A 26,866-nucleotide genomic window follows, 5' to 3' on the forward strand; every position below is an offset into this window, starting at 1 on the left:
CTTTACAAAATATCGTATTTTATCGTAGAAAACAATCCTATTTTGTCGTTTTCCTTTTATTTCTGACAAATTTGGGGCATAACAGAAAAACATAATAAAACACCCGCGTTTAGGTTTCCCGAATTCGAGGAAAACGGCCATGCCTCTTTCTGGCTAAAAATTTTCCTGATATCGGTTCCAACGCGGGTGTTTTTTATTCCATATCTTCTGGATTATTGGGTATCAGCTGCGAGTAATCCCAGACTGTTTCGATGTGTGCCGGTACAAACCTTTCCACAACCTCTTCCCAATCCTTTGGATAATTGATCGGTTCCTTTTTTACGTGGATGGTGAGCTTCCTGTTGGCCACATCCTCCGTAAGTTCCGCCTCAATGCCGAGATCGGCGAGCAGCTTTTCAAACGCGGCCTTGCTGCAGCCGTGGGCTCCAACCGATCCAAGCGCATAAATGATTCTGCGGCGGTCTTCATCTTCATCCTCTGGCCAAAGCACTCCGAGCGCAAGTTCACGGTACCGCAGGCCGTAATCAGTGGCCGTTGGCACAAAGCTTTCGTTCTGCAGGGTCTTGATGTCTTCGTAGAGCGGGTCAAGAACCTCTGCGTACGCTTGAAGTTCCTTGTCAACGAGCGTACTTCCGTCCAAACGATAAAGGCCGGTGGGGAGCATACATTTTTTCATCGAATCGTAAGCGCTCATTTAAGTTGCCTCCGAAACAACCATGATGCCCTTGACTGCCAGCTCACCGGCTCGCACCGTTTTCCCCGGTGTGGTAAATGTGCAGTCGTCCACAAGCCCTGTTTGAAAGACTTCCGCCGTCATAGCGGAATTCACAACAGGTTCGCCCACGCCAAGATCTAAGAAATACTGGCCCAAAACCGCGGTGGTATATATCTTGGCGGCAATTGTGTTCTGCCCTGGCTTTGTCTTAATCTTGCAGGTTACATCTACAGGGACCGGAACAGCCGGTTTCACCGTAACTTCCGTACAAAGCTCCCGCTGCTCGTCGAAAGCCTTTTGCACCTGCTCCACCACTTCGTCCGCAACAGGCTCGCCCTTGCCTGCCAGGTAAACTGTGACTGTGCCCGGACCGTTTTCCCGCGGAACAACCTGCGCCGAGTTCACGCCGTCAAAACTCTCGGCAAGCTGGCGGTACCATGCCGCGTTTGCACCGTTCGCCGGTTCTGTCCAGCAGTCCATAAGCCTTTTGCGCAGGGATTCGTCGTCTTCGGCATCCTGCCCGCCGGTAAAGGCCTCTTGGTTCGTCACGGATTCAATGGAGGCGGGCGGCGTCACCATAACCGTTATGGTTCCCGCGTCGGCATTTCCCGCTGTCCCCGGTATTTCGGCCTTTGCAGGCACGTCAACGCTCAGTTCTCCCAGCGGCAGCTCCGCATCCTGCGTCGTCACATACCGTACGGCGTCCACCCCCGAGGTAGCGCAGACAGTCCCCGCCGGAATCGGCACGTCATACCAGAGGGAGGTCTTTCGGCTGAAGGTCAGCGTTCCAACTGCGGGGGCGGCGGGCTTTCGTGTGATTCCGCGCTCCATGGCGCGGTATTCCAGTTGTTTGCCGGTCGCACTCTGCGCAAATGTCTGTTCCTTAAGCCAGTCGATTGCCTGCCCGAGCGAACAGACTTCCTCCGCAAGCACCCTCATTCGGATGCCGATGTCAGAAGCATCGTCCGGCGAATATCCGGCAAGCTCGGTGAATTTATCCTTCATCCGTTTGAGGATATTCTCATAGGAATCCGCAATTCTTTCAAAAATTTCCGTTACAGCTTCACCTCCACGGTTCGTTCGGCTCCGTCACATTCCAGTGTAATCTTCACGATTTTCTCCGCAGCAAGGTATTCTGCCGCAGACGCCGTAACGCCGGGCACGCTGCGCAGTGCCTCCTGCGCCAGTCTCAGGGCCGCTGCGGAAGGATCTGCTTCCGTTCCGGTCAGCGAGGAAAGCCGGCTGCCCAGCGCAGGGTTGCAGCAAAAGCTCCCCCGCGGCACCGTGAGCCAGATGGCGGCACGCTGGAATTTTTCCTCCGTCCCGCTGATGCGGTAAGGGCGTCCGTTTGCCGCGGGCGCAAAATCTCCGTCTCTCAGCGCAGTATCCGTTACGCATCCTCCTTTGGCGCAAATACCTGCCCGTTAATTTCAATCTCACCGTTGTTCTTCAGGTAGATTTCCGCTCCGCCCGCAGAAAAAAGCAAAAGCTCCCCGGGGCCGATTCCTTTTTCCTCCGCAATCGTGCCAATGCAGGTGTCTCCCGCGTTGGTTGAGACCACCACGGCCTGCGCAGCATTCGGCGGCTGGTAGGCAATCCCCCACGGTCCGGCAAAAACAAGCTGCCGGTAATCGTTTGACCCCTGCGCACTGGTGTCTCCGGTGACACGCGCGGCATCTGCGGCGGCAGAGGTTTTCTGTGCCGCAATCATTTGCTGTGAAATCCACACTATACATTCCTCCTCAGACAATATACCGTCCGAATGCCGTCCTCGTCCCAGGTGCAGCGCACCTGAGCGACCACCATGTCTGCAAACTCCCCAAGCACCGGGTCGCGCAGCGAGGCGGAAGCGCCTGTTTCCGTGGCTGGCGTTCCCGGACATTCAGCATAAACGGAAAAGGCGCTCCGCTCTGTTTTTCGCAGAACCGTTGAAGCATCGCTTTCCGGATTTGCCAGACACCGGACTCTGTGGACTCCCGTGATGCTCTCGTTTTCTTCTGCGGCAAGGCGGTAAAGTCCGGTTCTTGTGTCGGGGGCATAGATTTTCGTCAGAATATCGCAGTTTCGCTGCCGCACCTCCGCCCGGAAATAACGCATTCCCGCGGAATTGTCCAGCAGCAGCGGTTCTGCCGCGGCCGTTCCGGAAGCATCGAACACCATTCCCTTCACGCGCGGTTCGGTGCGCAGAAATTTCCTGCAGAATTCCGCCGCGGCCTGCCACTCGCTCATACCCTTGCGCACGCATAGCTCCCCTCTGCAGATTGCCTGACTTCCGAGAAACGACGTAAAACCGTATGGCCGAATGTGCCGTTCAAAAATCACGGGGAGCGAAGGCGCATCGTAAGTGCGCGGAACCGCTTCGCTGTCGAGCAAAAGGCCGGCAAGGCTGCGGCAGGAAAGATTCAGCACATTTCCCGTTCCGCAGGTAATTTCCCGCTGAATGTCCACCGTGCCGAAAAAGAGGACAGACCCGTCCGTACCGGAAACACGCAACTTTGTCAGCGTGCCGCAGGATTTCGCCAGCGGAAACTCCGCCCGCAGTCCGTCGGCAGGCGCATCCTCTGCCGAATCATATCTGCCTCTCACCGGCATGGGCAGAATCACTTCCGTGCCGTCCGGCCGAATTCCCGTGAACCGCACATTCATACGATTGTCACCTTCTCCCCTTCCTCAAGCGCGTTGGGCCATTCAATCTGCGGATTGGCAGCCAGCAGCGCGTCCACGTCCGTCCCGTAGCGGGCTGCAATCTCCCACAAGGACTCGCCGCCCTTGCAGACGTATTCTTCATGCGCACCCGAAGCGGTGCCGGAAGAAGAAACGTCCTCCAGAAACACAAACTCATACTCCACACAATTCGGGCGCGGCACGCCTTTCATGGAGAGCGACACAAACATCGCCGGAAACGGATCCATTCCCGGTATGCTCAGCATGGCGCAGCCGCCCGCGGAAAAAGCCTTGGAAAGCCGCCCGAATTCCTCAAGGCAGCCGTTGCCCGTAAACTTTCCGCTTCCCGTAACCTTCCTCGGCGCCGTGCCGGTATCCTGCACCGTCGCCGTGCCGCCCGGATAGAAGAACTGTGCCGTCCCGCGTGCATACTCCACCTTGATCGTTTCCGGATTGCAAGGCCAAACGCAGGAGCCGAAGCTCATCGGTGCAAGGTTCATTGTTCCTCCTCCGTCGTCAGTTTCCGCGGCCTGCGGAGCCAGTCAAATTCCATTTCCTCCGAAAGTTTTTCGCAGTCGTCATCCATCGGTTACCGCCTCCGTTTCTTCATGCCCTGCCGCAAGCGCCTCCATGCGGAAGGTACCTTCCGTATCCATGCCTGCCGTCCTGCGGGCCGACGTCCACCGGCATCCGGTGTAAACCGTTCTGCCTGTCTTTTTGTCTTCTACAACACGAAACGTGTCCACGGCAAACAGGTCGATTCCGTTTTCCGCCTGCACGCCCTTCAGCGTCAGCTTCCACTGCACCGCGCCCGGTGCAACCTCCTGCGGTGCTCCTTCTCCCCAAGGAATAACCGGTTCCGCGCTGCACACGGCTTCGGCCGTGCAGCTTTTGGCATGACCGAGCAGAATTCCGTCCCGCTCGAGCTTTATCTCCGCTGCCGCCGGAGGAACAAGCGCCAGCACCGCGCGGACAAACAGTTCCACACCGTCAAGAAGTACCGTCTCGCACCGTTTTACCGTGTAGTCATTTCCGCCCGAAGATATCTTCTGCCCTACCGTCAGCTTGTGAGCCGCCGGGCCGACATAGGAAAAGCGCTGCCGCCCCTCATCGTCCTGCCCCTGCGTGTTTTGAAACCCCATGGGGCGGATGAATGCGGGGAAGCTGTCTTCCCCGCACTGCACCGTGCTGCCGTACCGAGCCAAAAAGGCCTCCGTCTGCGCCCGGCGCGTCATACCGAAGTCCTCCGGAAAAGAAAACAGGTGTCTTCTAGATATGGCGCTGCGGCGGCGAGCGATTCGCGCCAAAATCTCCTCGCGGAAGAGACATTCGGCTTTTCGGGCGAAACCTTCAGGTCTCCGGCTTCAAAGGAGCCGCATGGAACACAGGCGCCCGCCAGCACAAAGCGGTAAAACGCGAGGGCGGCAGCGGCCGCGGTGAGCGGGCCGGAAGCCTCCGGCCCGCACCCGCTTTTCTGCATGCGCTGGATTTCGAGCGCCGCGTCACTGCAGAGAGTCTCATATTCCGCTGCGTCAACACCCGCGAGCGCTGCGAAGCGCGTTTTCACGGCTTCTGTGTCAATCGCAATCATGATGTGTAGGTCAGCACGCGGACGGCGTCGTCAAAGATGCGCGAGAAGCCAGCAATCACGCTGATGCTTGTGCGCTCGAGCTGGCGGTCAATCAGGCGGTCGGAATCCGTCTGCACGCCGCCGGCCTGCACCATTTCCAGCGCGCATGTCTTGTCGAGGCCGATAATCTTTCCCGATGCCATGTCGGGGTCATGCAGGAGGTTTGCGCCCATCGGGGTGATAAGCTTGCCGGTGCCTTGGAAATTAAGGCCCGCTTTCGCGTCGCGGAATTCGCTGATGCAGAGAATGTCTTTCATCGCATCGGTTGAGGCGAGGATCGTGTTCAGACGGTAAGGCGGCAGCGAACCCCACAACGCAATCATATCGGCGTATGTGGGTTTCTCACCCGCGCAGGCGACCGTCTTGGCCGGCGAAGAACCGTCGTCGCCGTTTAGCAGCACATTGACGGCATCTGTCAGCTGCGTGCGCGCGATGTAAGCACCGATCTGGCGCAGCGTTACCGTAAAGAGGTCGATTCGCTGGAAGCGGATTGCCTCATAGCTTGCCACCAGCATGCGCCCGCGCTTTTTCAGATGAACCAGATGGTCCTTTGTGCGCACGGCGGTCTGGGGCAAGGCTGCGCCTTCGGCAACGGATTTCAGTTCTTTTCCGCTGTCCGTCGGCACGGATTCAATGGTGCGGTAATCCATAGAGTCGATTTCCGTTACGGTCGCGACAAGCGACGGCAGAAGGTTCTCCTGCTCCATGCCCTGACGGACGGAACGCGCGACATATTCCGGGAACAGCGCCGCGGAGTCGCTCGTCTGGAAGAATTTTTCGATTCGGTCGGAGCCTGCCCCACCCACATGGATTCCAAAGCGCTTGAGCTGGCGTTGGTAGGCGTCAAGTCCCTCAAGCGGCGTTCCTATGTAATTTTCCGAAGGGTCAAGGCTTTCCAGCACTTGGGTAAAGGTTTTACCCGGCGTGGCATACATGCCCTTTTCAAGTTTCAAAGATTCATAGCGAGCCATCGTTTTTTCCTCCCTGTCTTAAAGAATCACGCCGCAGGTTCCCGCGGTTTCGTCCACATCCACAACGAGCAGGCTTCTTCCGCCTGTCGAAGCGACCTGGATTTTTCCGTCTTTAGCGGCTTTGAAATTCTGCCAGCCCACAGACGGCGCCGTGCCGCTGTAAGGCAGACTCACATAGCCGGAAAGCTGCACGGCGGCACTGCCGCAGCGAACGTTGAGTGCTACGCCGCAGAAATCGTCACCGTCTGCGCAGGCTCCCACGGTTGCGTTTCCGGTCATTTTCACCGGGATTCCTGCCGTAACATCTTCACCGGCACGGAAGGTTGCTGCATTTTCTCCGAATCCGCTGAATGAATATTCCATTCTATACTCCTCCTTTAAATACGGAACGGCTCGTTGCCGTCCTCACTTTTCGCCTTGTCGTTTCCCGCAAGCTGCGGCGAAAGCGGTACGGTCTTTTCCGCCTGCCTGCGGAAAGCGGCGTTCCAGTTCTTGAGATCCTGCACGCTGAGCGCCTTTGAAGCCGTTTTCAGGCTCTCCCACGGAAGGCCCGGCTGGGCCAAAGCGCCGTAGCGCAGGAAGTCTTTTTCCAGCTCTGCGCGGTACTCCCGTCCGTCCGCGGCCTGCTGTTCCAAGCGGTCGAACTCCGCCACCAGCGCCTCGCGCTGAGCGGGGGTCAGTATTGTCTCGCCGCCGGTTTCACGCAGGAATTTCAGCACATCGCGGCCGTTGGGGACACCGAAGCGTTTTAGCACACCTGCCTCCCTCTGGGCGGGAACCGCCACGAACGACCATTCATAGGCGTCGCTCGGGTCATCAAGCACGGCACAGCACAGCACACCGCCATAGATTTGGCCGCGGCGATGTTCGCAGGTTCCGTTTCTCAGGTCAGCACCGCAGACGCTGCATTTCACACTGCGCACCGCGCACCCGACGCTGACCTCTTTTTTGATTCCCGCCTCGAGTGCGGAAATAAACTCGCGGTTCGCTTCGGTCCTCGGCAGATACGCATCCGCCACAAGGCGCGTGTACGGCTCACCGCACGAAGTCAGGCGGCTTTTGTCCTCTTCCACGTGGCAGTCGTAGATGCGAGCGGTCTGATTCTTTGCCATGGGGTCGTGGTCGAAGACACCCGTCTTGCCCACAAAGAGTTTTGCAAGGCCATGCAGTGCTTGCACGGTAAAGCGTTCTCCGTCGCGGTCGACCTCATTGTCACAAAGCGCCACGGGGAAGGTGTAAAGCTCCTCTGCCCGGAATTTTCTGCGGGTATAGCGGTTGATTTTTTCCAAAGCCGCCTCGTCGGGAATACCCGACAAAAGCTCCGGCTGCTGCGCCCCCACAGTTTTATTTACCGGAATTTCAGTCTGCGTCCGAATTGATACCATCTCCTTTTTAAGTAACTGGTTTTCAGCGTAACCATTGCTGCCGGCCGTGCCTCGCAACGCTTCGCAGAATCGGGGCCCCATGCAGATGCACTGCTTCGTGCGCATCTGCGTTACCCCTAAACTGCTCCGCTTTTGCGCAGTCCCGGCCGGCAGAAGGCTGATACATTTCCTCAATGCGAAGCTGCTCCACATTTAGTGGCGGGCAGAAAAAGCAGATTCAATCTGCTCTGCCTTCGCGTTCTGGTAGCGGGCGGAAGCAAGCTCAACGGCGTCTTGCAGGGTAATGTCGTCCCACTCCACGGTAAACCTGTTCGGAAAACCCGAAAGGGTGAGCCAAAGCGAACAGATTTTGCCGATGACGGGGTTCAGCACTCGCCGATATGCCTCCAGCTCGCTCGTGAGAATATCTGCCTGCTGGCTGGACATTCGCTCCGTAGAGGACCATGTAAGGCCCAGCAAAAACGGCGGGATTCCGAGCTTTGCCACAATCTGCTCCAAAAGCGCGCGGATTGGAACGCTGCAGTCCGGAATCTGGCAGTCGCTGCCGATGGCTTTGATGCTGACGTCGCCGACCGAAACAAAGTCGCTCACCTCTCCGCCGCGCATCGCGCGCGCCCACTCGCCGGCTATCTGCTCCGCGCGCTCCTTGGCATAGGCTTGGTCTGCGGCGTCCGAAGTCGGCCGGTAGGTGACGGCAAACCGTACGTTTCCGAGGCGCTCCCAGTTCAAGCCGATGGTCTGGTAAATCTGGAGCAGGATGTTTGAGACAAACGGCAGTCCGCGCAAGATGGACACGCCTGCCGCGCTGCCCGAAGGCGGATTCAGCGCCGAGCACAGCACCAGCTGCGGATATTTGACCGGAACGGCAGTGCCGTTTTCGCGGCGGAACACGCGAAGCTCCAGCGGCGTGACCGCTTGCAGTTCAACATCTTCGAGCGAAGCATTGTAGAGGGCCGCAAACCTGCCGCCGTGCACCACCATCTCGCCCACCGCGTTACCGTAGGTCAGAAGGTCGGAAAGATAACCGTCGAGGAACGTCTGCACGCCCGCGCCGGCGGAACCTACGGGGACATTCTGCAGGAACTCGTTGAGCGCTTCTTCCGCGGCGGCACTTGGGCATCGGACACGAAAGCTGCCAACCAAGCGCAGAATCTTGCCGATGGCTGCGTCTATAATCGGGACCGATTCGCGCAAAGCGCCGTAAAGGCGGCGTTCTGCCGAAGAAACCGGAACCCAGCTTTCCAGACACGAAAACGGCTGTTCACGCGCCGCAGTCTGCACCGCCGTCACCGGAACACTGCCGGATTTGGGCCGCTTCCTTTTTTTCGGGAACAATTCCGTTCACCCCCTTTCCCGCGGCGCCGCTACCGCAAAGATACCCGCAGACGGACGCAGGACGGTCGTGACGAAATAGCGGATGTCGTCCATAGCGTGGTCGTTTTCCTTCACGGGTGCGTCGTCGGCTCGGCCCTCGTCCCAGCGGTAGAGGCCGAACTCGCGAACGGCATCGGTACAGCAGCGGCAGATGCGGATTTTCCCCTCGCGAAGCGCCACTGCCGTCTGGCGGATTCCGTTGAGCACGCTGTTTTCCGCCTTGCGCACGCGGAATTTCCCATGCCGGCGGATCACCTCAATAAAGGAAGCGGCCGAAGGGTCTACCGCGATACAGGAAACCTTTTTCCCCTCACACATGGCCGCAATGGCGGCGTAATGCTCCTCGTCCGTTCTTTGAACGCCCGTTCTGCGCGAGTCATAGTAATACTCATCAATGCGGTACCACACGCCGCCCTTTCTGCCCCAAAGTCCGGCGGAGCAGGGATTCACCGTGCCGTAATCGCACGAGACGGCATATTCGTCAAATTCTCCCGCGGGAACGTCGCAGAACATTGCGTCCGTCATGAACGGGTAGACAAGGCCCTCCGCCGCGACCCATTTCCCCAGCACAAAGCGCTCGTAGAACACGCCGGAATACAGGCTCTTGTAACGCTTGCGCACGGCGCGGCTCAAGGAGGGGTTGTCCTCCATGGTGAAATGTAGCAGAAGCGCGTTTTTTTCCTCCGCCTTTTGAATCCACTCGCGGTAGAACCAATGGTTCGGGCTTTCCGGGTTGCAGTTGAACCAGAATTTTGAGCCTGCAACGCTGCACCTTGCGAGCGCCTGCTCCACAAATGAACGCGGCATCAGCGCCGCTTCGTCGAAGAATACTCCCGCCAGCGTGATGCCCTGAATCAGCGCCGCCGAACCTTCGTCTTTTCCCCCGAACAGGTAGAACCGGTTGCGGTTCTTTCCGTAGCCGATTTCAATGAGGTTTTCGCCCACCTTGAACTTGCAGGAAAACCCCGCCTCCGCCAAAGCCGGTAGAAGCGTCGTTACAAGGTTTCGCTTCAGGGAGCGCACGGTCTTGCCGCACAGTGCGAACGACTGTCCGCAGAACATGCCGCACGCCCATGCGACGAACGAAATTCCGAGGCACAGGGTCTTGCCGCTTCGCACCGCCCCGTCGCAGATAATGGCGTCGCGCTCCGCATCGGGGCTGCCGGGGCACCACCAGTTCAGCGCGCGGAGCTGTTTTTCCGAAAACGGGCTAAACTCCACTTTCTTCCGCCTCCCCGCGCTTTTTCACGCTCTGCATCAGTGCGCGGTAAAGCGGTGACTGCCCGGCGCCGTCTTCTTCCATCTCGCGCAGGCACTCAAGCGCCTTCATCCTGTCGTAGAACTTGATTTCCAGACCGTCTTTCGTCTGCTTCAGTTCTGCCACATTGTTGAGGTTCAGCTTTTTCAGCTCGTCGGGGCTGAGGTTGTCTCGGAACATGAGGCTCACCGCATCGTTGATTTTTCCAAACGCAATTTTTCGGTAGCCCCGTTCCGCTCTGCCCAAAGACGGGCGGGCCGATTTTCTCTTTTTCGCCATGAACACCCTCCTTCCAATTCCCCGCTTTATGCGCCCGAAAATTACCCTTTTTGATGCAACTTTTACGGCAAATTTTTCAAAAAATCCTTGACAACCGTTATTATTGATAATACTGTATATACACAATATATACAGTAAAAATACAGATTGGGGTTTTACGATGATAGACGTCGTCATCAGCAATTCCGATCCGAAGCCGATCTATAAACAGATCACGGATCAGATTAAAAATCAGATTATTACAGGAGTGCTGCAGCCTGGGGATGTCCTGCCTTCGATGCGTGTTCTCGCAAAAGAACTGCGCATCAGTGTCATAACCACAAAGCGCGCCTATGCCGAGCTGGAGCATGACGGCTTTGTGGAGACGGTCGGGGGCAAAGGGTGTTTTGTAGCAGCCAAAAACCGCGAGTTTCTGCGTGAAGAGTATCTTCGCAAGGTGGAAGAAAGCCTGCAGACCGCGGTGGACATTGCAAAGCGCGGCGGCATTACACTGGACGAAATGAATGAAATGCTTTCGCTTCTCTACGGGCAGGACAATTGATTCCTGACCCGCAACCGCAGCCGGCGGCAGGAGCATTTTCCATGCCGCTGAAACATGGAAAAGGAGTAATCTTCATGGAAAACCTTCTTGAAATCCGTGGACTCTGCAAGCAGTACCCGGAGTTTTCGCTGAAAGATGTGAGTTTTTCGCTTCCTGCCGGAAGCATTATGGGTAAAATTCTTCGCCGCGTGTTTCCCGCATGGGATCAGCGTATGTATGAAAAATATCTTGACGATTTCGAGCTTCCGAAAAAGAAGAAAATCAAGGAATACTCCAAGGGCATGAAAATAAAGCTCTCCATTGCGAGTGCGGTCTCGCACCACCCGCGCCTAATGCTTTATCTGGAAAAAGATTGCAATTTAATTTTTCTTTGCTATAATAATTTGCTATAATAAAAATATAATTTGTGCCCGCTTTTCGCTTGCACACCTGGGGGGATTTAATTGGATAACGAACAAGAAAAACAACCTGACGCACAACAGGCATCTTCCTGTAACCCTGCAGAACCTTATGCACAGCAGTCGCCTTACTGCAACTCGGCACGGCTGCCGGCGTATCGCAATCCTGCAGTGTCTTATTCCTCGACATCTTCTCCGCAGGCATCTTTTAACCCATCTCTTTATTCTGCACCGTCGGATACGGAAAAGGAACCTCGCATCTTGCTGCGCAGCGCCGGGAACAGTGCCTCCTTCGTTCCGATTCTGGAGCAGCTTATTGCGGTTCCTATACTCTTCGTAGCTGTCCTAATCTGGTTTTCTGCAAATATCAACCAGTTTCAGCCCTCTATTCAAAAAACCGGAACGGTGTACGCTATAATACAATATTTCAACACTTCGGAAGGTATTTCCACTTTGCTCATACTCAACACCGTTATCACTACGTCTGCCACGATATTAACCATTTTCATCACGCGTTCCTTCCTTCACCGCAAAATAAAAGAACAGTTAAAACGGCCCTCGCTGAGCTTCCTGGAATATGTAAAATATCTTGTGTTTGCCTTCAGCATAGCCGGAATCGGCGCTTGCTGGAGCACCGGCATTCAGACTCTTTGCAAAAACGCCGGAATCAGCATCGCCATACCGGATTTTACTATCAAGGACGATCCTGCCGCAACCACGATCTTGATCATCTATGCCTGTGTGGTCGGGCCAATCCTTGAGGAAATTCTTTTCCGTGGCTTGGTTCTGCAAAGTCTGCGCCCGTGGGGAGATAAGCTCGCCATTATTGTTTCAAGCGTACTGTTTGGCTTGATGCATATGAATGTAATTCAAGTCTTTACTACTACCTTGCTGGGCCTGTTACTCGCTTATGTCGCAATAAAAAGCGACTCCATCATTTCGACAATTATTCTGCACATTCTGTATAATTCAACCTTGATGCCTTGTGAGCTGTACGGGAACCAGAATCATGCCTCCATTCAAATCTTCTACCAAATTTTCCTCGCCGTTATGATTTTAGCAAGCCTCGTTCTTATTTTGACGCGTCGCATTCCATTCCAAGAAATCAGCAAGCAATCCGCTCCAAACATCGTACTGCCGAAACACCCCTACCGGGTGGTTTTCCTACAGGCCGCCGCTTTTTGGGTGGTCGTCGCGATATTTATTATCAATAGTTTTGACCCAGCTATTGTGGGTTTCTTCGAGCGCATGTAACTTTGCCACCACTCGCTCCCGCCAAAAAGCGGGCACTTGCCGGTATAGTTTGTGCCCGCTCTTCAGCTTGCACACCTAGGGGGATATAAACTTGGAAAACAAAAAGGAAAGACAACCTGACTCACAACAGCCGGCTTTCTGTAATCCTGCAGAGCCCTACGGACCGCAGTCGCCTTACCGTAACCCGATAAAATCCTTTGCGCCGCCGGCGTACCGCAATCCTGCAGTGCCTTATTCCTCTCCGCAGGCAGCTTATAACCCATCTCTTTATTCCGACCCACAGGACGCAAAGAAACACGCCCGTTCTCTGCTGCGCAGTGCCGGAAACACTGCCTCATTCGTTCCGATTATCGAACAAATTATCGCGAGTGCTTTCTATTCTGTTTTCCTGTTCGCGTGGTTGTTTGCGAACATCAATCAATTTTTGCCTTCTATCAAAGCCGGAAATATTCAGGAAGTTGTAGACTACCTCACCAAAGGGGGGATAGTTTTACCAGTTCCACCTTTTTCAAAATCCTTTGCATAATTCCTGCCGAAATAGCAACCATTGTAATCATGCGCTCTATGTTTCACTGCAAGATAAAGGAACAATGGAAACGGCCTTCGGTTAGCGTTCAGGAATCTATCGTATATCTCGTGGCCATTTTCGGCGTTTCCGGTGTGGGTGATTTCTTGGGGGTAGGCATTCAAAAACTTTTCGATTACGCCGGAATAAAACTTACCGAAGTGGATATCTCCCTCCCGGGTAATATTGCGCAAAATGTAATTATGGTCATCTATGTGTGTGTTCTAGGGCCAGTCCTCGAAGAAATTCTTTTCCGCGGCCTTATTCTCCAAAGTCTGCGCCCATGGGGAGATAATCTCGCCATCCTTGTTTCGGGCGTATTGTTCGGTCTGATGCATCTGAACCTACCTCAGGGTGCCTCTGCCGTCCTTGCCGGCTTTTTCTTCGGGTTTGTTGCGATAAAAACTGGTTCGATTCTTCCGACGATTGTCCTACATATTCTGAATAACGTAGTTGCGATGGTATCGAGCGTGTGCGGCATCGAAACCTATCAAATGCTTATATTCGACGGTTTTATGATTGTAATTAGCCTCGTTCTCCTTTTGATGCGCCGGATTCCGTTCCACGAAATCAGCAAAAAGGCCTCGTCAAATGTTGTTCAGCCGGAGCATCCCTACCGGGTGGTTTTCCTGCAATCCGCCGCTTTTTGGGTATTGGCTGCGCTCTTTCTTGTCAGCAGTTTCTATCCGGCTATTTCGGGTTTCTTCTTTCACATGTGACTTCACCGCCGCTTTCGCAATGATCTTCTGACGATTCCCCTGCTTAACTGAATCATCACCCAGCTGTTTTCTGTTACCTATAACTCTTTACAAAATTTTCGCTCCTGCCTTTTCGACAGGAGCGGTTTTCTTATGTATTAAATAGTTTTGAAAACTATGTGATATTTTAATTATGGATGAATTATTTGTTAACTATATGGAAAACATATTTACAAAAACCATAATTCGATATATGATGAAAGCATCAAATTTTTAGGAGTATGCTATGAACGATTTTGCAATCGTAACGGATTCTTCGTGTGATCTTCCTGCTGAATTGGCAGAGGAGCTAGAACTGACGGTTCTTCCTCTTTCCTTTGAAATCGGAGGAAAGGAATATCTGAATTACCTTGACGGACGTGCCATGCCGCCCCACGACTACTATGAACTTCTGCGCAAAGGGGAGCCGGCACGTACCGCCGCTGTGAATGTTGACGCATTTGTCGGGGCAATCGAGCCGCTTCTGAAGGCCGGCAAAGACGTTCTCGTTCCGGCATTTTCCTCCGGGCTGTCGAACACCTGCAATGCGGCGCGCATGGCGTGTGAGGAGATGTCGGCAAAATATCCGGAGCGTAAAGTGATCTGCGTCGATACCCTCTGCGCGTCTCTTGGGCAGGGAATGTTGATTTACTATGCGGTGCAGAAAAAGCGCGAAGGCAAAAGCATTGAAGAAGTGCGAGACTGGCTGGAGCAGAACAAACTTCATCTGTGCCATTTGTTTACGGTCGATGACCTGATGCACCTAAAGCGCGGCGGGCGTATTGCGCCCACTGTGGCCTTTATCGGTAGTATGCTGAATTTTAAGCCAATCATGCATGTAGATGATACCGGCAAGCTCGCAATGATAAGCAAGGTTCGCGGCCGCAGAGCCTCGCTTGACGCATTGGTGGACCAGATGGAAAAAATTGCGGTATCTCCGCAAACCCAGACGGTTTTCATCAGCCACGGCGACGCTCCGGAAGACGCGGAGTATGTTGCTTCGGAAGTAAGGCGCCGCCTCGGGGTAAAAGACGTAATCGTAAATGACGTTGGACCGGTCTTGGGGACACATGCCGGTCCCGGAACGATGGCATTGTTCTTTTTCGGCTCTCATCGGTAATCTGTTTGACTTTTCACCCGGATGTGCTATAATGAATTGCGCATCCGCCCGTAGCTAAGCCTGGATATAGCAGCAGATTCCGATTCTGAAGGCCGGGGGTTCGAATCCCTCCGGGCGGACCAGAAAAAGAAGCTCGACCTTTGTGGTTGGGCTTCTTTTTATTTTCGATAGGAGGGATTCACTTCTCCCTGTTATTCTACCTGCTGACTTTCGGTCTGCTGGCTCTGCCCTTTCTTTTCCCGGTAACCCAAGAGAAGAAGGAGCGCGACTGCCGCAAAAATGGACGTGGTCAGATAAATCTGCCAGAAACCTTCGTTCAGAGTTGACTGGTAGACCGATTCAATTTTGTCAGAACGCTTCTGAATTTCGTTAAGATAGTTCTGCTTACCCTGCTGGAAAGCGGTTGGCACTGCCTCTTTGAGGGTCTGCATTTTTGCCACCGTTGCGTTCATTTCGTTCAGGCCGCTTGTCATTCCGTTGATGGCAGTTTCCAGAGATTTTTTCTTCTGCGTCATGTCACGGATGTTTGCCTTAAGCGTATTTTCCTGCGCTTTCATCTGTGCCTGTTTCTTCGTGAGAGTCTGAATCGCACCCTCCAGAGAACCGGACATGCTGACCTTCACAGTTGTCATAGATGTTAGATCCGGCATATCCACGCCAGCAAGCTTATCCTTATAGTTCGGGTCGCTTTTCATCTTGTTGAACTCGTCGGTCAGCTCCTGCGAATACGGCAAAGGCGGCACGGAGACTTCCTTCGGAAGGACGTCCATAAGATTGCCCTGAAGGTTTCCACCCGCATGTGCCAGGAACGCAACCATAATTGCGGGCGCCACGGTGGTTCCCACCGAGCGGACGAGCGATAGTGTTGCGAGGGCCGAAGCGGATTCTTCCTTCTTGGTGTTTGAGAGCATCATGTAATTCAGCGGCGCGCCCATTGTGAAACCGATGCCGAGGCCCGTAAACATCAGCGCCGTCAGGACGGAAAAGTAAGACGGGTGGGGAATCGCAACGAACATGACGAACAGCGAACCGATGATCGACAGCAGGAAGCCGCCCATCAGCACCAGTTTCGCGCCGATGCGGTCGGTCAGTTTGCCCGAAACCGGTGCACCCAATCCGGCAAAAAGCCCGAGAATGATGACAAAGTAACCGCCGTCACCCGTGGGTACCTTCATCGCGTTTTCAGCAAACTGCGGGACGAAGACCATGCCCATGAGAAGAATGCCCGAAACAATGGCAACCGCCATGGTGACGAGGATGCGCATATTCCGGAAGTAGCTGAGATTCATTGCCGGGTCCTCTGCCCTTTTCTCGACGAAAATAAAAATCGGAATCAGCGCGAGGAAGGCCAGCAGGAACGGATAAACGTCCGTCTCTCGAATGGTCTGTGAGAAGTTAAAGAAGTCAATGTTTTTCAGGCCATACAGAAGAGAAAGAACCATCATAACCAACAGGAGAATACCGAAAACGTCAATCTTCTTGACATTCTCTACTTTCGTGTTGGGCAGATAGATTAGGCCTGCGATGATAACAAACAAACTGATGGGCACATTCACATAAAAAATAAACTGCCAGTTGTTTTTTCCGAACAGGTCAAGAATTGCGCTGCCGGCCGAGGAGCCGAAAATATTCGCGACTCCGTACACTCCACCGACGAGCCCGAGCGCCATGCCCTGCTTTTCCTTCGGGAAGATTGTCCCAAACTCAGCGGTTGCAACGGGCATGATTCCGCCTCCGCCGATTGCCTGCACGGTACGCGCGGCAAGCAGGAAGCCGAAGCTTTGGAAATTCTGCGCCAGGCCGCAGAAAAGCGAACCGGCTCCGAACAAAATAATGCTCAGAATGTAAATCGTCTTGCGGCCGAAGCGGTCTGCTGCCGGCTCGTTTTTTCCGTGCCAATCTCTTTTCCACTCTGCTCTGCCATGAAATCTCCCCTTACAGTAATCACTTACTTTAGTATATTATTTGTGGAATTATCGGTCAATTGACATTCTACCAGAAAACGATTCGACACAGTCTCTTTTTTGTGGGAACAGCTGGTTAGACTGCGGGGGTTTTCTAAGCGTTCTTAATTTGTTCACAGATAATCTAAAAATACTTTAAACCCGATTCATTAGGAAGTCATAATTGCACGATAAACTAAAGCCGTATTCAGTTACCGGTGAAAACACGGTAACCGTTAACACGATTGCAAGCCCCTCCTCAGCCGAGGAAACATTGCTTTTTTCATAATTACTTCCTCTTTCTCCAACGAAAAGATGCCGCCTGACAGGCGGCATCTTTTCGCTTTTTTCTGTTATCTCTTCGGCAGTCCCGGATAATCCAGGGTTGCAAAATAATCGGCCGGAGTTTCGGCACGGCGGATGAGCTTCACGGAACCATCTTCCTTCAGCAGCAGTTCGGCGGAGCGCAGCTTGCCGTTGTAATTGTAGCCCATGGAGTGCCCATGCGCACCCGCGTCATGGATCACGATAAGGTCGCCCATTTCAATTTTCGGCAGCATGCGGTCGATGGCAAACTTATCGTTGTTTTCACACAGCCCGCCCACAATGTCATACTTGTGGTCGCAGGGAAGATTCTCCTTGCCGCTGACCGTAATGCGGTGGTAAGCACCGTACATCGCCGGGCGCATCAGGTTGGCAGCGCAGGCATCCAGACCGATGTACTCTTTATAAATATGCTTTTCGCGGATGGCTCTGGCAACCAGACAGCCGTATGGCGCCATCATGAAGCGGCCCATTTCGGTGAAGATTTTCACGTCGCCCATGCCTTCCGGCACAAGGACTTCCTCATAGACCTTGCGCACTTCCCTGCCGATGCGGAGGATGTCGGCGGGCTTCTGCCCGGGGCGGTAAGGAACCCCTACGCCGCCCGAAAGGTTGACGAACGCGATGTGCGCGCCGGTTTCGCGGTGCAGCTCCACGGCAAGCTGGAACAGCTGTTTGGCAAGCACCGGGTAATATTCGTTGCCCGTTGTGTTGCTGGCGAGAAATGCGTGGATGCCGAAATGTTTCGCGCCAAGCTGCTGCAGGCGACGGAAGCCCACAAACAACTGCTCGCGGGTAAAGCCGTACTTTGCGTCGCCGGGGTTGTCCATAATGGCGTTGCTGGCCTGAAACACCCCGCCGGGGTTGTAGCGGCAGCTGATGGTCTCCGGGATTCCGCAGAGGCGGTTCAGAATCTCAATATGCGTGAAGTCGTCGAGATTGATGGTAGCGCCGAGCTTGTGCGCAAGCAGAAAATCTTCATCGGGCGTTTCGTTGGAAGAAAACATGATTTCTTCCCCGTGAAAACCCACCGCGTCGGAAAGCATCAGCTCCGTCAGCGAGGAGCAGTCCGTTCCGAACCCCTCGTCCTTCATAATCTCCAAAATGTACGGGTTCGGCGTAGCCTTGACGGCAAAGTATTCGCGGTAACCCGGGTTCCACGCAAATGCCCTCTTCACTTTTTTTGCGTTCTCGCGGATTCCTTTTTCGTCATACAGGTAAAACGGGGTAGGATACTTCTCCGCAATCTCCTTTAGCTTTTCATGGGAAACAAAAAAATCGCTCATTCTTCTCTTCCTTCCGTTAGCTGAATCAGCCGGATTTCATTTTTCAAATCTTCCTTAAACAAATCGGTCAGGTTCTTCTTCCGCGAATATAGGCAAGTGGAATACTCCCCGTCGTCCAGATCTCCGGTCAGCACGCAGGAAGAGTCCACGATTAGGCGAATTTGCCGCTGTTTCTTCTCGGAATACCACACGACAGCGCCCTCGAGCGCGAACGATTTCTCGGTGATGAGCACTACTTTGAGGCCGCGCGCGAGCGCGTCTTCCAGTTCGGGGCGCACCCGTTCCATAATTTGCGCAGACATCGAGGCATAAATTCTCATCTGTGCCCCGGTAATCATGGCGCGCATCCGCGCCAGAATATTCGTCTCGCCCACAATCGTCAAGTAGCCTTCGCTGTCTTCCACACGCGCGGGAAGCACGCGAATCAGCTCGTCCCTGTCCCGCTGGAGCGCCGAAATTCGGCTGTCGCAAAATTCTTTGGCGGGAACAGGCATATAGCGCGTCACGTTTTCCGCCGAAAGGTACGCGGCGCCTTTTTCCACAAGACCCGCCAAAGCGGTGTAAACATTGGAGCGGGAAATTCCCGTGGCCTTTGCCACCTCATAGCCGGTCATCTCACCCTCCGCACAGAGGGTGCAGTAGACACGCGCCTCTTGGTTTGTGAGGCCAAAGCGCATTAAAAGCATAGATGCATCCATTTCTTTCCCTTCTTTTTATGAGTGTTCCTATTAAGGAATACTATAAAATGTTTTTGTCATTTTGTCAATATTCGGTGAATCTAGGAATGTTTTTATGCTGTTCCGGTGACTTTATTACATACATATTGATTGAGGCGGTATTATAATAAGGGCGTAAAAAGTTCTGAAAGATTTGGATTGGAAAGGATGTTTCGAGAATGGCTGTAACGTCATTGAACACGGAAAATTTTGATTCAACGATCTCCGGCTCCAAGCTGCCGGTTCTGGTGGACTTTTGGGCATCTTGGTGCGGCCCGTGCCGTATGCTCTCCCCGATTGTGGACGAAATCGGGAATGAAAGCGACGGGCGCTACAAGGTCTGCAAAGTAAATGTTGATGAATCACCCGAGCTAGCCGAACGTTTCAACGTCATGTCGATTCCGACTCTTTTGGTTTTTAAGGACGGAGAAGTTGTTGAGTCTTCGGTGGGCCTCTGCAGCAAGCAGGATATTCTGCGCATGCTGGAGTCCTAAGGCCTTTCGCCTTGACATCCCATCTAGCAGCAGATATAATGAACAGCGGGAATTGAAATTCGGCTCTGTATTTTGCAGGCATGCACTGAAGCCGGGGACCGGAATCACCTCCGGTCCCCTTTTTTGTTTTGCCTGCATCTTGGAAAATTCGGGAGAGGGGTTGTTTAAATGATAGAAGCAGTAATTTTTGACATGGACGGCTTGATGTTTGGCACCGAGCAGCTTACGCGCGAGCTGTGGGACAAACTCGGCGAAGAACTCGGTTACCACAACATTTCTGTCATCATACCTGAGACAATGGGCGTGCGTTTCAACGAAAGCGAGCCTATTTTCAAGCGCCGCTTCGGCCCCGACTTTCCGTTCACGGTATTTGCCGCAGAATACCTGCGCCGTTTTACGAAAGAAATTCAAACCCACGGAGTTCCGGTAAAGGAAGGTCTTTACGACCTCTTGGAATATCTGCGGCAGGAACATTTCATCTGCGCGATTGCTTCTTCCACCGTGCGGGAAAAAGTTCTCGAATACTGCAACAAAGCGAATGTCACACAATATTTTCAGACGTTCATCTGCGGCGACATGGTAGAAAAGTGTAAGCCGGACCCGCAGATTTACCTGACTACCGCGCAGGTACTCGGCATTGCGCCGTCCCGCTGCATGGTGCTTGAAGATTCGCCGAACGGCTGCCTCTCCGCAATTCGCGCGGGCATGAAAACCGTCATGGTGCCCGACCAAGTTCAGCCGACAGAGGAACTGCGTGCCAAACTGGCCGCCTGTGTTCCCACCCTGCGCGACGTGATTCCTCTGCTGAAAGAGGAACGGGAGGCACAGCCATAAAAATCCTTGTGGACGCAGACGCCTGCCCGGTAAAAGAAATCATCGTGCGGGAGGCAAAGCATCGGAACATCCCCGTGATTATGCTCATCGACACAAGCCATGAGCTGAACGACGGATACAGCACCGTCATCACCGTGGACCAAGGGCACGACAGCGCCGATATCCGCCTTGTCAACCTGATTCAGCCCGGCGACATCGTGGTGACGCAGGATTACGGCGTGGCGGCGATGTCGCTCGGCAAGGGCGCAAAGGCGCTGAACCAGAACGGACTGATTTACAGCGCAGACAACATCGACCGTCTGCTGTTTGAACGGGCGCTCGGGCAGAAGATTCGCCGGGCGGGCGGAAAATTCGGAAAGAACCGCAGACGTACCAAATCCGATGACGAAGCATTCCGAACCGCATTTCTCCATTTGCTTGACGAGGAAATTGGGAAAGGAGCAACGAAATGAAAAACTATGATGTCATTGTCGTAGGTGCCGGCCCGGCCGGTATCTTTACAGCATTGGAAATGGACCGACTCGCACCGGAGCGCAAAGTACTTGTGGTGGATTCGGGCAACGCCATTGAGCATCGCGCCTGCCCCGCACGCACAACAGGGACCTGCGCGCACTGCGCCACCTGCAGCATCATGAACGGCTGGGCCGGCGCGGGAGCATTCTCCGACGGCAAGCTGTCGCTCTCAGAAGAAGTGGGCGGAAACATCACCGACTACCTCCCGGTGGACACAGTGCGCAGCCTGATTCAATATGTGGACGGAATCTACCTGCAATATGGCGCGCCGGACAAAGTTTTCGGCCGAAACGACAAATTCGCCGAAAAAATTTCCTACAAAGCACGGCGGGAAAACATTCGTCTTATTCCCTGCCCCGTGCGCCACATGGGAACGGAATATTCCTACATGGTGCTCAAGGCGATGTATGATTACCTCTCTTCTCGCCCGAACTTTGAGTTCCGCGAGCGCACTACGGCAAAATCCATCGTCACCGAAAACGGAACCGCCACTGGTGTGCGCCTTATGAACAAGGATGGAAAAGAGGAAACCGTTTCCGCACAATACATTGTACTGGCGCCGGGCCGCGGCGGTGCCGAATGGCTCAACCGCACCGCAAACGAACTCGGTCTTTCCGTCACAAACAATGAAGTGGATATCGGCGTACGCGTAGAAGTACCGAACGCCGTTATGGACCCGCTGACGCAGCATCTCTACGAGGCGAAGCTGGTCTATTACTCAGACACATTTGAAAACAAAGTGCGAACCTTCTGCATGAACCCGGGCGGCATTGTGAGTGAGGAGCATTACGACACGCCGAGCGGCGGAATCGCCGTCGTCAATGGCCACTCCTATGCAGAGGAGGACCGTCTAACCGAAAACACGAACTTTGCCCTGCTCGTTTCCACGCGGTTTACCGAACCGTTCAACCAACCTATTGAATACGGCCGCTATATCGCCCAGCTTGGCAATATGCTCACGGGCGGCGGCATCATGGTACAGCGCCTCGGCGACCTTCTGCTCGGCAGGCGCACCGACGCGGGCCGTCTGGCGAAGTCCACTACCATACCGACGCTGAAAACGGCGGTGCCCGGCGACCTTTCGTTTGTTCTGCCCCACCGCCACCTGACAAGCATTGTTGAGGCGCTTCGCGCGTTCGACAAGCTCGCGCCCGGCCTTTACTCGAAAAACACCCTGCTCTACGGCGTGGAAGTGAAGTTCTACTCCTCTAAAGTAACCGTCGACAATCATTTTGAGACACAGGTCAAAAATCTTTACGCCATCGGCGACGGTGCGGGCATTACGCGCGGCCTCATGCAGGCCTCCGTAACCGGCGTCGCGGTTGCGCGCGATATTGCCCAGAAAATATAGCCACGAAGAGATCCCCGCAGCCATTTCGGCCGCGGGGATTTTTTTATTCTTCGATTGTCTCCGGATTCTCGGGAGGCTGAAACGTCCGAACCATTTCTTTCATCCTTTCCGTCTGCTCCGGCAAGTTTCTTTCTGGTAGCCGTGCTTTCCCAAAATTATGAAAGCTATACAAATTCATCGAAAAAAATTTTCAAAAGCAATGATTTAAATGAATGAAATATTATGCTTTTTTTCGATTGACGGGGCAAAGAATTGGATGCTATAATCACAGTTATATAAATTTTCCAAAAAAGGAGTGACAGACGTGATCAGCGGTGCGGAAATTATGGTCAAATGCCTTGAAATCGAAGGCGTGAAAACCGTATTTGGCTACCCGGGTGCAGCCATCTGCCCGTTTTACGATTTTCTCTGCCGTTCCAAAATCGAACATGTTCTCGTGCGCGAGGAGCAGAACGCCGCCCATGAGGCGAGCGGCTACGCCCGCGCGGCAGGAGTGCCGGGCGTATGCGTGGCAACCTCCGGCCCCGGCGCGACCAACCTCATTACCGGAATCGCCACGGCGTACATGGACTCCGTGCCGCTTATTGCCATAACCGGCCAAGTGAACCAATGGCTTCTCGGCCGCGATGTCTTTCAGGAAGCCGACATCACTGGCGCCTGCGAATCCTTTACCAAACACTCCTACCTCGTGAAAAACGCGGCGGACCTTCCGCGTATTTTCAAAGAGGCTTTTCATATTGCCTCCACCGGACGTCCCGGTCCGGTGCTGATTGACGTTCCGACCGATGTGCAGAAGCAGATGGTCGCCTCGTTCAGTTACCCGCAGAAAGCACAGATTCCCGGCTACAAGCCGCGCACGCAGGGTCATGCCATACAGATACGCAAGGCGGCAGAGGCCATTTCCAAGGCAAAGCGTCCGCTTCTGTGCTGCGGCGGCGGCGTTGTTCTCGCCGGGGCGCGCACCGAAATGATAGAATTTGCCGAAAAGACAGGCATCCCGATTGTTTCCACGATGATGGGCCTTGGCGTTGTACCGATGGACAGTCCGGTTTATCTCGGAATGATCGGCATGCACGGCCACGAGAACGCGAACCGCGCCATGCACGACGCGGACCTGATTCTGCTCTGCGGCGCGCGCGTGGGCGACCGAGCGGTCTCCGACCCGCAGCAGGTATCCGACACCACCAAGATTGTGCATATTGATATTGACCCGGCGGAAATCGGCAAGAACATGGATGTCGACATTCCGATTGTGGGCGACATCCGCCTTGTTCTTCGCGCGCTTGCCGCGGAAACGGATTACACGGCTCCCGCCGAATGGATTGAACATGTAAAAGCCGAAAAAGCGGCATTTGTCCCGAAGGGTTCTCCCCGCGACGATTATGTGGAACCGCGCTCATTCATGCGCGTACTCTCCCGCATGATGGCGAAAAACGCCATCTTCTGCGCCGACGTCGGCCAAAACCAAATCTGGGCTGCAAAAAACTTTAATGTAAAGGAAGGCCGTTTTCTCACCTCGGGCGGCCTCGGGACCATGGGCTACGCTCTGCCTGCCGCCATCGGGGCCAAGCTGGCAAAACCGCACCGGCAGGTCGTCTGCGTTTGCGGCGACGGCTCCTTCCAAATGTCGATGTGCGAGCTTGCCACGCTGAAGCAGACCGGCGCAGACGTAAAGATTATCCTCATGGTGAACGAGCGTCTCGGCATGGTGTGGGAGCTTCAGACAAAGCTCTATGACGGCCGCCACACCGCGACCACGCTCACCGGCAGTCCGGACTTTGTGAAGCTCGCCGAAGCCTACGGGATTCCTGCGACGGAGGTCTCAAGCAATGCGCAGGCCGAGCTTGCCGCAAAGCGCATGCTGGAATCGGACGGCCCGTTCCTTCTCGTCTGCCGTGTTGACCCGGACGAACCGACTCTGTAAGGGGGGAATGCGAAATGAAACACACACTTTCCGTTCTCGTGGAAAATCAGCCGGGTGTCCTCTCCAAGGTAGCCGGACTGTTCTCCCGCAGAGGATTTAACATTGACAGCCTCGCCGTCGGCGTCACGCAGGACGCTGACATCTCCCGCATGACGATTGTGGTCGACGGCGATGAACATATTGTTGAGCAAGTGGAAAAGCAGCTGAACAAGCTGATTCCGGTCATTAAGGTTAAGGTGCTGGAACCGGGAATGTTCCTGAGCAGCGAACACGCACTCATCAAGGTCACCTGCCGGGCAAAGCAGCACGCCGAAATTATGAACATCGCCGAGCTGCTTCACGCGTCCATTGTGGATGTCTCCCCCGCTTCCCTCACGCTGGAGATTACCGGCAGTGAAGACCGTTTGAACACGCTTATCGGTCTGCTCAAACCTTACGGCATCAAAGAGGTCGTGCGCTCCGGCGCGCTCGCCATTGAAAAAGGTGCCTCAACCGCGCTCAAACAAAACGCCAAAGCATAGGCGGCCGGCGGGCAATCCGCTTCCGCCTTACTTTCCCGTTTGTTCAAATTATTAATGCCTAACGGCAAGGAGGAAAAGAATATGCCAAAGATCTATTACCAGGCTGACTGCGACATCAACGTCCTGAAAGGAAAGAAAGTCGCGATTATCGGCTACGGCAGCCAGGGACACGCTCATGCGCTGAACCTGCGTGACAGTGGTGTTGACGTGATCGTGGGCCTTTACGAGGGCAGCAAGAGCAAGGCGAAAGCCGAAGCACAGGGCTTGAAAGTGCTTACCGTTCCGGAAGCGACAAAAGCCGCTGACGTTATTATGGTGCTGATTCCCGACGAGCGCCAGGCAGATGTCTACAAGACAGAAATTGCCCCCTACCTTACCGAAGGCAAAGCGCTCGCGTTTGCACACGGCTTCAACATCCACTACAAACAGATCATTCCGCCAAAAAACATTGATGTTTTCATGATTGCCCCGAAGGGCCCGGGCCACACGGTACGCAGCGAATATGTGGAAGGCAGAGGCGTTCCGAGCCTCATCGCCGTGGAGCAGGACTACACCGGCCACGCGCTGGAAATCGGCCTCGCCTACGGCGCAGCTCTGGGCGCAGCTCGTGCGGCATTGATGGAAACAACCTTCAAGATTGAGACCGAAACCGACCTCTTCGGCGAACAATGCGTGCTCTGCGGCGGCGTAACTGCCCTGATGAAGGCCGGCTTTGAAACGCTGGTAGAAGCGGGCTATGCACCGGAAAACGCGTATTTCGAGTGCATCCATGAGATGAAGCTGATTGTCGACCTCATTTACCGCGGCGGCTTCTCCTTCATGCGCTATTCCGTTTCCGACACCGCAGAGTTCGGCGACTATGAGACCGGCAAGCGCATCATCACCGAAGAAACCCGCAAAGAAATGAGGAAGGTTCTCGCCGAGATTCAGGACGGCACCTTCGCTTCTAAGTGGATTGCCGAAAACAAGAACGGCCGCGCTCACTTCAACGCCTGCAGGCGCATGGAAGCCGAGCAGCAGCTGGAAATCGTCGGCAAAGAGCTCCGCAAGATGTACACATGGAACGACCAACCGTTTGACGAAGACCGCTGATTTTTCCAATCCCCTTCCGGTAAATTCGGAAGGGGATTTTTTGTCAAAACTATTGAAGTGTCAGAAGGCAATTGCTATAATGGAAATAATAGGAAGTATGGGCAGCTAGCCTATCTTCTGGATTTTTTGGGAGTGAAATAGTATGTGGGACAGATCAATTTTGAAAAGTAACGCGCGTCTTGCCCTTTCGGGCAGCAAATACTGGACGGCGTTTGCTGCATGCGTTGTTGCCGCGCTCATCAGCAACATCTTCACTATTATTTTAGGATTTGTGATTAACAACATGTCTCATGTCAGCTATAGTTACAACTATGGTCCTAATAACTATGGCTACAGTATCGACTTCACAGACGCACTTCGTTCGCCCGAAGTTAAATGGTTAAGCCTTCTTGAAATTCTGGTTACAATATTGGTAGTTTTTCCGCTTTCCGTAGGTCTTTCCCGTTTCTTTGTACATAACCGCTTCGGCGACACAAAATTTGAAACACTGTTCAGCAGTTTCAAACATGGTTACGGCAACTCCGTGGGAACGATGTTTGTAACGTATTTGATCACCGTCCTGTGGAGCATGCTTTTCGTCATACCGGGCATCATTAAGTCCCTTCAGTACTGGCTGGTTCCGTTCCTTCTTTCGGATAATCCCAATATGTCCGGATCACGTGCACGGCAGCTCAGTCGCATGATGACCGACGGTGAAAAAGGCGCCATTTTCGTGCTGTATCTTTCCTTTATCGGATGGTTTTTTCTCGCTGCTATCGTAATCGAGATTGTCGGCGCGCTGTGTGGGCCAATCTCTATGCTTGCCGCTACTGTGATTACTTCGTTTGTCACGGCTTACGTGCAGGCAACTTTCGCCGAACTTTACATTTTTCTGCGTGACCGCGCCATTCAGTGCGGCATGGTGCGACCTGAAGAACTCGGTTTGGCGCCTCAAGCATAATAAATTTTCATGTTTCATTAAATTTTAGCCTGCTGCG

31 protein-coding genes and 1 tRNA gene are annotated in these 26,866 nt (G+C 54.0%); 15 read left to right on the forward strand and 17 right to left on the reverse strand.

Going from position 1 to position 26,866, the window contains the following annotated elements:
• Window positions 1-193: 193 nt before the first annotated feature.
• The 14 genes from NOG13_RS07655 to NOG13_RS09535 all read right to left on the reverse strand — a co-directional run bounded on the left by NOG13_RS07655 (window position 194) and on the right by NOG13_RS09535 (window position 10,276).
• Entirely contained in the window at window positions 194-694 is a 501-nt protein-coding gene (locus tag NOG13_RS07655) for a putative phage tail protein (RefSeq protein ID WP_283109980.1), read from the reverse strand.
• Window positions 695-1,720, reverse strand: a complete 1,026-nt coding sequence (locus tag NOG13_RS07660) for a baseplate J/gp47 family protein (protein ID WP_283109981.1) — start codon at window positions 1,718-1,720, stop codon at window positions 695-697.
• 50 nt (window positions 1,721-1,770) lie between these two features.
• The gene (locus NOG13_RS07665; RefSeq protein WP_283109982.1) at window positions 1,771-1,998 is read right to left on the reverse strand and encodes a hypothetical protein; all 228 of its coding nucleotides are present in this window, start codon (window positions 1,996-1,998) and stop codon (window positions 1,771-1,773) included.
• 107 nt (window positions 1,999-2,105) lie between these two features.
• The gene (locus tag NOG13_RS07670; protein ID WP_283109983.1) at window positions 2,106-2,444 is read right to left on the reverse strand and encodes a hypothetical protein; all 339 of its coding nucleotides are present in this window, start codon (window positions 2,442-2,444) and stop codon (window positions 2,106-2,108) included.
• A complete protein-coding gene (locus NOG13_RS07675) occupies window positions 2,444-3,361 on the reverse strand; it encodes a hypothetical protein (RefSeq protein WP_283109984.1) in 918 nt (305 codons plus the stop codon). Before NOG13_RS07675 ends, NOG13_RS07670 begins: the two co-directional genes overlap by 1 nt.
• On the reverse strand, window positions 3,358-3,879 hold the full coding sequence (locus tag NOG13_RS07680; RefSeq protein ID WP_283109985.1) for a LysM peptidoglycan-binding domain-containing protein: 522 nt from the start codon (window positions 3,877-3,879) through the stop codon (window positions 3,358-3,360). The genes NOG13_RS07675 and NOG13_RS07680 overlap by 4 nt, the downstream gene beginning before the upstream one ends.
• A 78-nt stretch (window positions 3,880-3,957) precedes the next feature.
• Window positions 3,958-4,614, reverse strand: a complete 657-nt coding sequence (locus NOG13_RS07685; RefSeq protein ID WP_283109986.1) for a hypothetical protein — start codon at window positions 4,612-4,614, stop codon at window positions 3,958-3,960.
• Window positions 4,611-4,970, reverse strand: coding sequence for a hypothetical protein (locus NOG13_RS07690; protein ID WP_283109987.1), 360 nt, complete (start codon window positions 4,968-4,970; stop codon window positions 4,611-4,613). The genes NOG13_RS07685 and NOG13_RS07690 overlap by 4 nt, the downstream gene beginning before the upstream one ends.
• The gene (locus tag NOG13_RS07695) at window positions 4,967-5,980 is read right to left on the reverse strand and encodes a phage major capsid protein (protein ID WP_283109988.1); all 1,014 of its coding nucleotides are present in this window, start codon (window positions 5,978-5,980) and stop codon (window positions 4,967-4,969) included. The genes NOG13_RS07690 and NOG13_RS07695 overlap by 4 nt, the downstream gene beginning before the upstream one ends.
• Window positions 5,981-5,998: 18 nt before the next feature.
• Window positions 5,999-6,343: a hypothetical protein gene (locus NOG13_RS07700; RefSeq protein WP_283109989.1), complete on the reverse strand. Its 345-nt coding sequence runs from the start codon at window positions 6,341-6,343 to the stop codon at window positions 5,999-6,001.
• A 14-nt stretch (window positions 6,344-6,357) separates the two neighbouring features.
• Entirely contained in the window at window positions 6,358-7,470 is a 1,113-nt protein-coding gene (locus NOG13_RS07705) for a hypothetical protein (RefSeq protein WP_283109990.1), read from the reverse strand.
• A gap of 87 nt (window positions 7,471-7,557) precedes the next feature.
• Window positions 7,558-8,700: a serine/threonine protein phosphatase gene (locus tag NOG13_RS07710; protein WP_283109991.1), complete on the reverse strand. Its 1,143-nt coding sequence runs from the start codon at window positions 8,698-8,700 to the stop codon at window positions 7,558-7,560.
• Between the two features lie 6 nt (window positions 8,701-8,706).
• Complete coding sequence (locus NOG13_RS07715; RefSeq protein ID WP_283109992.1) at window positions 8,707-9,960, reverse strand: PBSX family phage terminase large subunit; 1,254 nt, start codon at window positions 9,958-9,960, stop codon at window positions 8,707-8,709.
• Complete coding sequence (locus NOG13_RS09535) at window positions 9,950-10,276, reverse strand: terminase small subunit (RefSeq protein WP_283109993.1); 327 nt, start codon at window positions 10,274-10,276, stop codon at window positions 9,950-9,952. Before NOG13_RS09535 ends, NOG13_RS07715 begins: the two co-directional genes overlap by 11 nt.
• A gap of 163 nt (window positions 10,277-10,439) precedes the next feature.
• On the opposite strand from NOG13_RS09535, the gene NOG13_RS07725 reads away from it, so the two are divergent.
• From NOG13_RS07725 to NOG13_RS07755, 7 genes are all read left to right on the forward strand, one after another.
• Window positions 10,440-10,817: a GntR family transcriptional regulator gene (locus NOG13_RS07725; protein ID WP_283111177.1), complete on the forward strand. Its 378-nt coding sequence runs from the start codon at window positions 10,440-10,442 to the stop codon at window positions 10,815-10,817.
• A gap of 41 nt (window positions 10,818-10,858) precedes the next feature.
• Window positions 10,859-11,209: a P-loop NTPase family protein gene (locus tag NOG13_RS07730; RefSeq protein ID WP_283109994.1), complete on the forward strand. Its 351-nt coding sequence runs from the start codon at window positions 10,859-10,861 to the stop codon at window positions 11,207-11,209.
• Window positions 11,210-11,260: 51 nt separating this feature from the next.
• On the forward strand, window positions 11,261-12,469 hold the full coding sequence (locus NOG13_RS07735; protein WP_283109995.1) for a CPBP family intramembrane glutamic endopeptidase: 1,209 nt from the start codon (window positions 11,261-11,263) through the stop codon (window positions 12,467-12,469).
• Window positions 12,470-12,560: 91 nt separating this feature from the next.
• The gene (locus tag NOG13_RS07740) at window positions 12,561-12,995 is read left to right on the forward strand and encodes a hypothetical protein (protein WP_283109996.1); all 435 of its coding nucleotides are present in this window, start codon (window positions 12,561-12,563) and stop codon (window positions 12,993-12,995) included.
• 134 nt (window positions 12,996-13,129) lie between these two features.
• Complete coding sequence (locus NOG13_RS07745) at window positions 13,130-13,753, forward strand: CPBP family intramembrane glutamic endopeptidase (RefSeq protein ID WP_283109997.1); 624 nt, start codon at window positions 13,130-13,132, stop codon at window positions 13,751-13,753.
• Between the two features lie 265 nt (window positions 13,754-14,018).
• Window positions 14,019-14,891 (forward strand): DegV family protein, encoded by an 873-nt coding sequence (locus NOG13_RS07750; RefSeq protein ID WP_283109998.1) that lies wholly within the window; start codon window positions 14,019-14,021, stop codon window positions 14,889-14,891.
• A gap of 44 nt (window positions 14,892-14,935) precedes the next feature.
• Window positions 14,936-15,013 (forward strand) — tRNA-Arg (locus tag NOG13_RS07755).
• A 69-nt stretch (window positions 15,014-15,082) separates the two neighbouring features.
• Here the strand turns inward: NOG13_RS07755 and NOG13_RS07760 are convergent.
• The 3 genes from NOG13_RS07760 to NOG13_RS07770 all read right to left on the reverse strand — a co-directional run bounded on the left by NOG13_RS07760 (window position 15,083) and on the right by NOG13_RS07770 (window position 19,142).
• Window positions 15,083-16,720: an MFS transporter gene (locus NOG13_RS07760; protein ID WP_428849320.1), complete on the reverse strand. Its 1,638-nt coding sequence runs from the start codon at window positions 16,718-16,720 to the stop codon at window positions 15,083-15,085.
• A 467-nt stretch (window positions 16,721-17,187) separates the two neighbouring features.
• Window positions 17,188-18,444 carry a diaminopimelate decarboxylase gene (locus tag NOG13_RS07765; protein WP_283109999.1) on the reverse strand — a complete coding sequence of 419 codons (1,257 nt, stop codon included), beginning with the start codon at window positions 18,442-18,444 and terminating at the stop codon, window positions 17,188-17,190.
• The gene (locus NOG13_RS07770) at window positions 18,441-19,142 is read right to left on the reverse strand and encodes a TrmB family transcriptional regulator (RefSeq protein ID WP_283110000.1); all 702 of its coding nucleotides are present in this window, start codon (window positions 19,140-19,142) and stop codon (window positions 18,441-18,443) included. Before NOG13_RS07770 ends, NOG13_RS07765 begins: the two co-directional genes overlap by 4 nt.
• A gap of 197 nt (window positions 19,143-19,339) precedes the next feature.
• On the opposite strand from NOG13_RS07770, the gene trxA reads away from it, so the two are divergent.
• The 8 genes from trxA (at window position 19,340) to NOG13_RS07810 (ending at window position 26,829) form a co-directional block, all read left to right on the forward strand.
• Window positions 19,340-19,654 (forward strand): thioredoxin, encoded by a 315-nt coding sequence (gene trxA, locus NOG13_RS07775; protein ID WP_283110001.1) that lies wholly within the window; start codon window positions 19,340-19,342, stop codon window positions 19,652-19,654.
• 168 nt (window positions 19,655-19,822) lie between these two features.
• On the forward strand, window positions 19,823-20,488 hold the full coding sequence (locus tag NOG13_RS07780) for an HAD family hydrolase (RefSeq protein WP_283110002.1): 666 nt from the start codon (window positions 19,823-19,825) through the stop codon (window positions 20,486-20,488).
• Window positions 20,485-20,940 carry a YaiI/YqxD family protein gene (locus tag NOG13_RS07785; RefSeq protein ID WP_283111178.1) on the forward strand — a complete coding sequence of 152 codons (456 nt, stop codon included), beginning with the start codon at window positions 20,485-20,487 and terminating at the stop codon, window positions 20,938-20,940. The genes NOG13_RS07780 and NOG13_RS07785 overlap by 4 nt, the downstream gene beginning before the upstream one ends.
• On the forward strand, window positions 20,937-22,352 hold the full coding sequence (locus tag NOG13_RS07790; protein ID WP_283110003.1) for an NAD(P)/FAD-dependent oxidoreductase: 1,416 nt from the start codon (window positions 20,937-20,939) through the stop codon (window positions 22,350-22,352). The genes NOG13_RS07785 and NOG13_RS07790 overlap by 4 nt, the downstream gene beginning before the upstream one ends.
• Before the next feature lie 304 nt (window positions 22,353-22,656).
• The gene (ilvB, locus tag NOG13_RS07795) at window positions 22,657-24,276 is read left to right on the forward strand and encodes a biosynthetic-type acetolactate synthase large subunit (RefSeq protein WP_283110004.1); all 1,620 of its coding nucleotides are present in this window, start codon (window positions 22,657-22,659) and stop codon (window positions 24,274-24,276) included.
• A 14-nt stretch (window positions 24,277-24,290) separates the two neighbouring features.
• Window positions 24,291-24,797, forward strand: coding sequence for an acetolactate synthase small subunit (gene ilvN, locus NOG13_RS07800; protein WP_283110005.1), 507 nt, complete (start codon window positions 24,291-24,293; stop codon window positions 24,795-24,797).
• 81 nt (window positions 24,798-24,878) lie between these two features.
• A complete protein-coding gene (ilvC, locus tag NOG13_RS07805; RefSeq protein ID WP_283110006.1) occupies window positions 24,879-25,889 on the forward strand; it encodes a ketol-acid reductoisomerase in 1,011 nt (336 codons plus the stop codon).
• 142 nt (window positions 25,890-26,031) lie between these two features.
• Entirely contained in the window at window positions 26,032-26,829 is a 798-nt protein-coding gene (locus NOG13_RS07810; RefSeq protein ID WP_283110007.1) for a DUF975 family protein, read from the forward strand.
• Window positions 26,830-26,866 lie beyond the last annotated feature (37 nt).

It is taken from the genome of Thermocaproicibacter melissae, assembly GCF_024498295.1.
Taxonomy (GTDB): Bacteria; Bacillota; Clostridia; order Oscillospirales; family Acutalibacteraceae; genus Thermocaproicibacter; species Thermocaproicibacter melissae.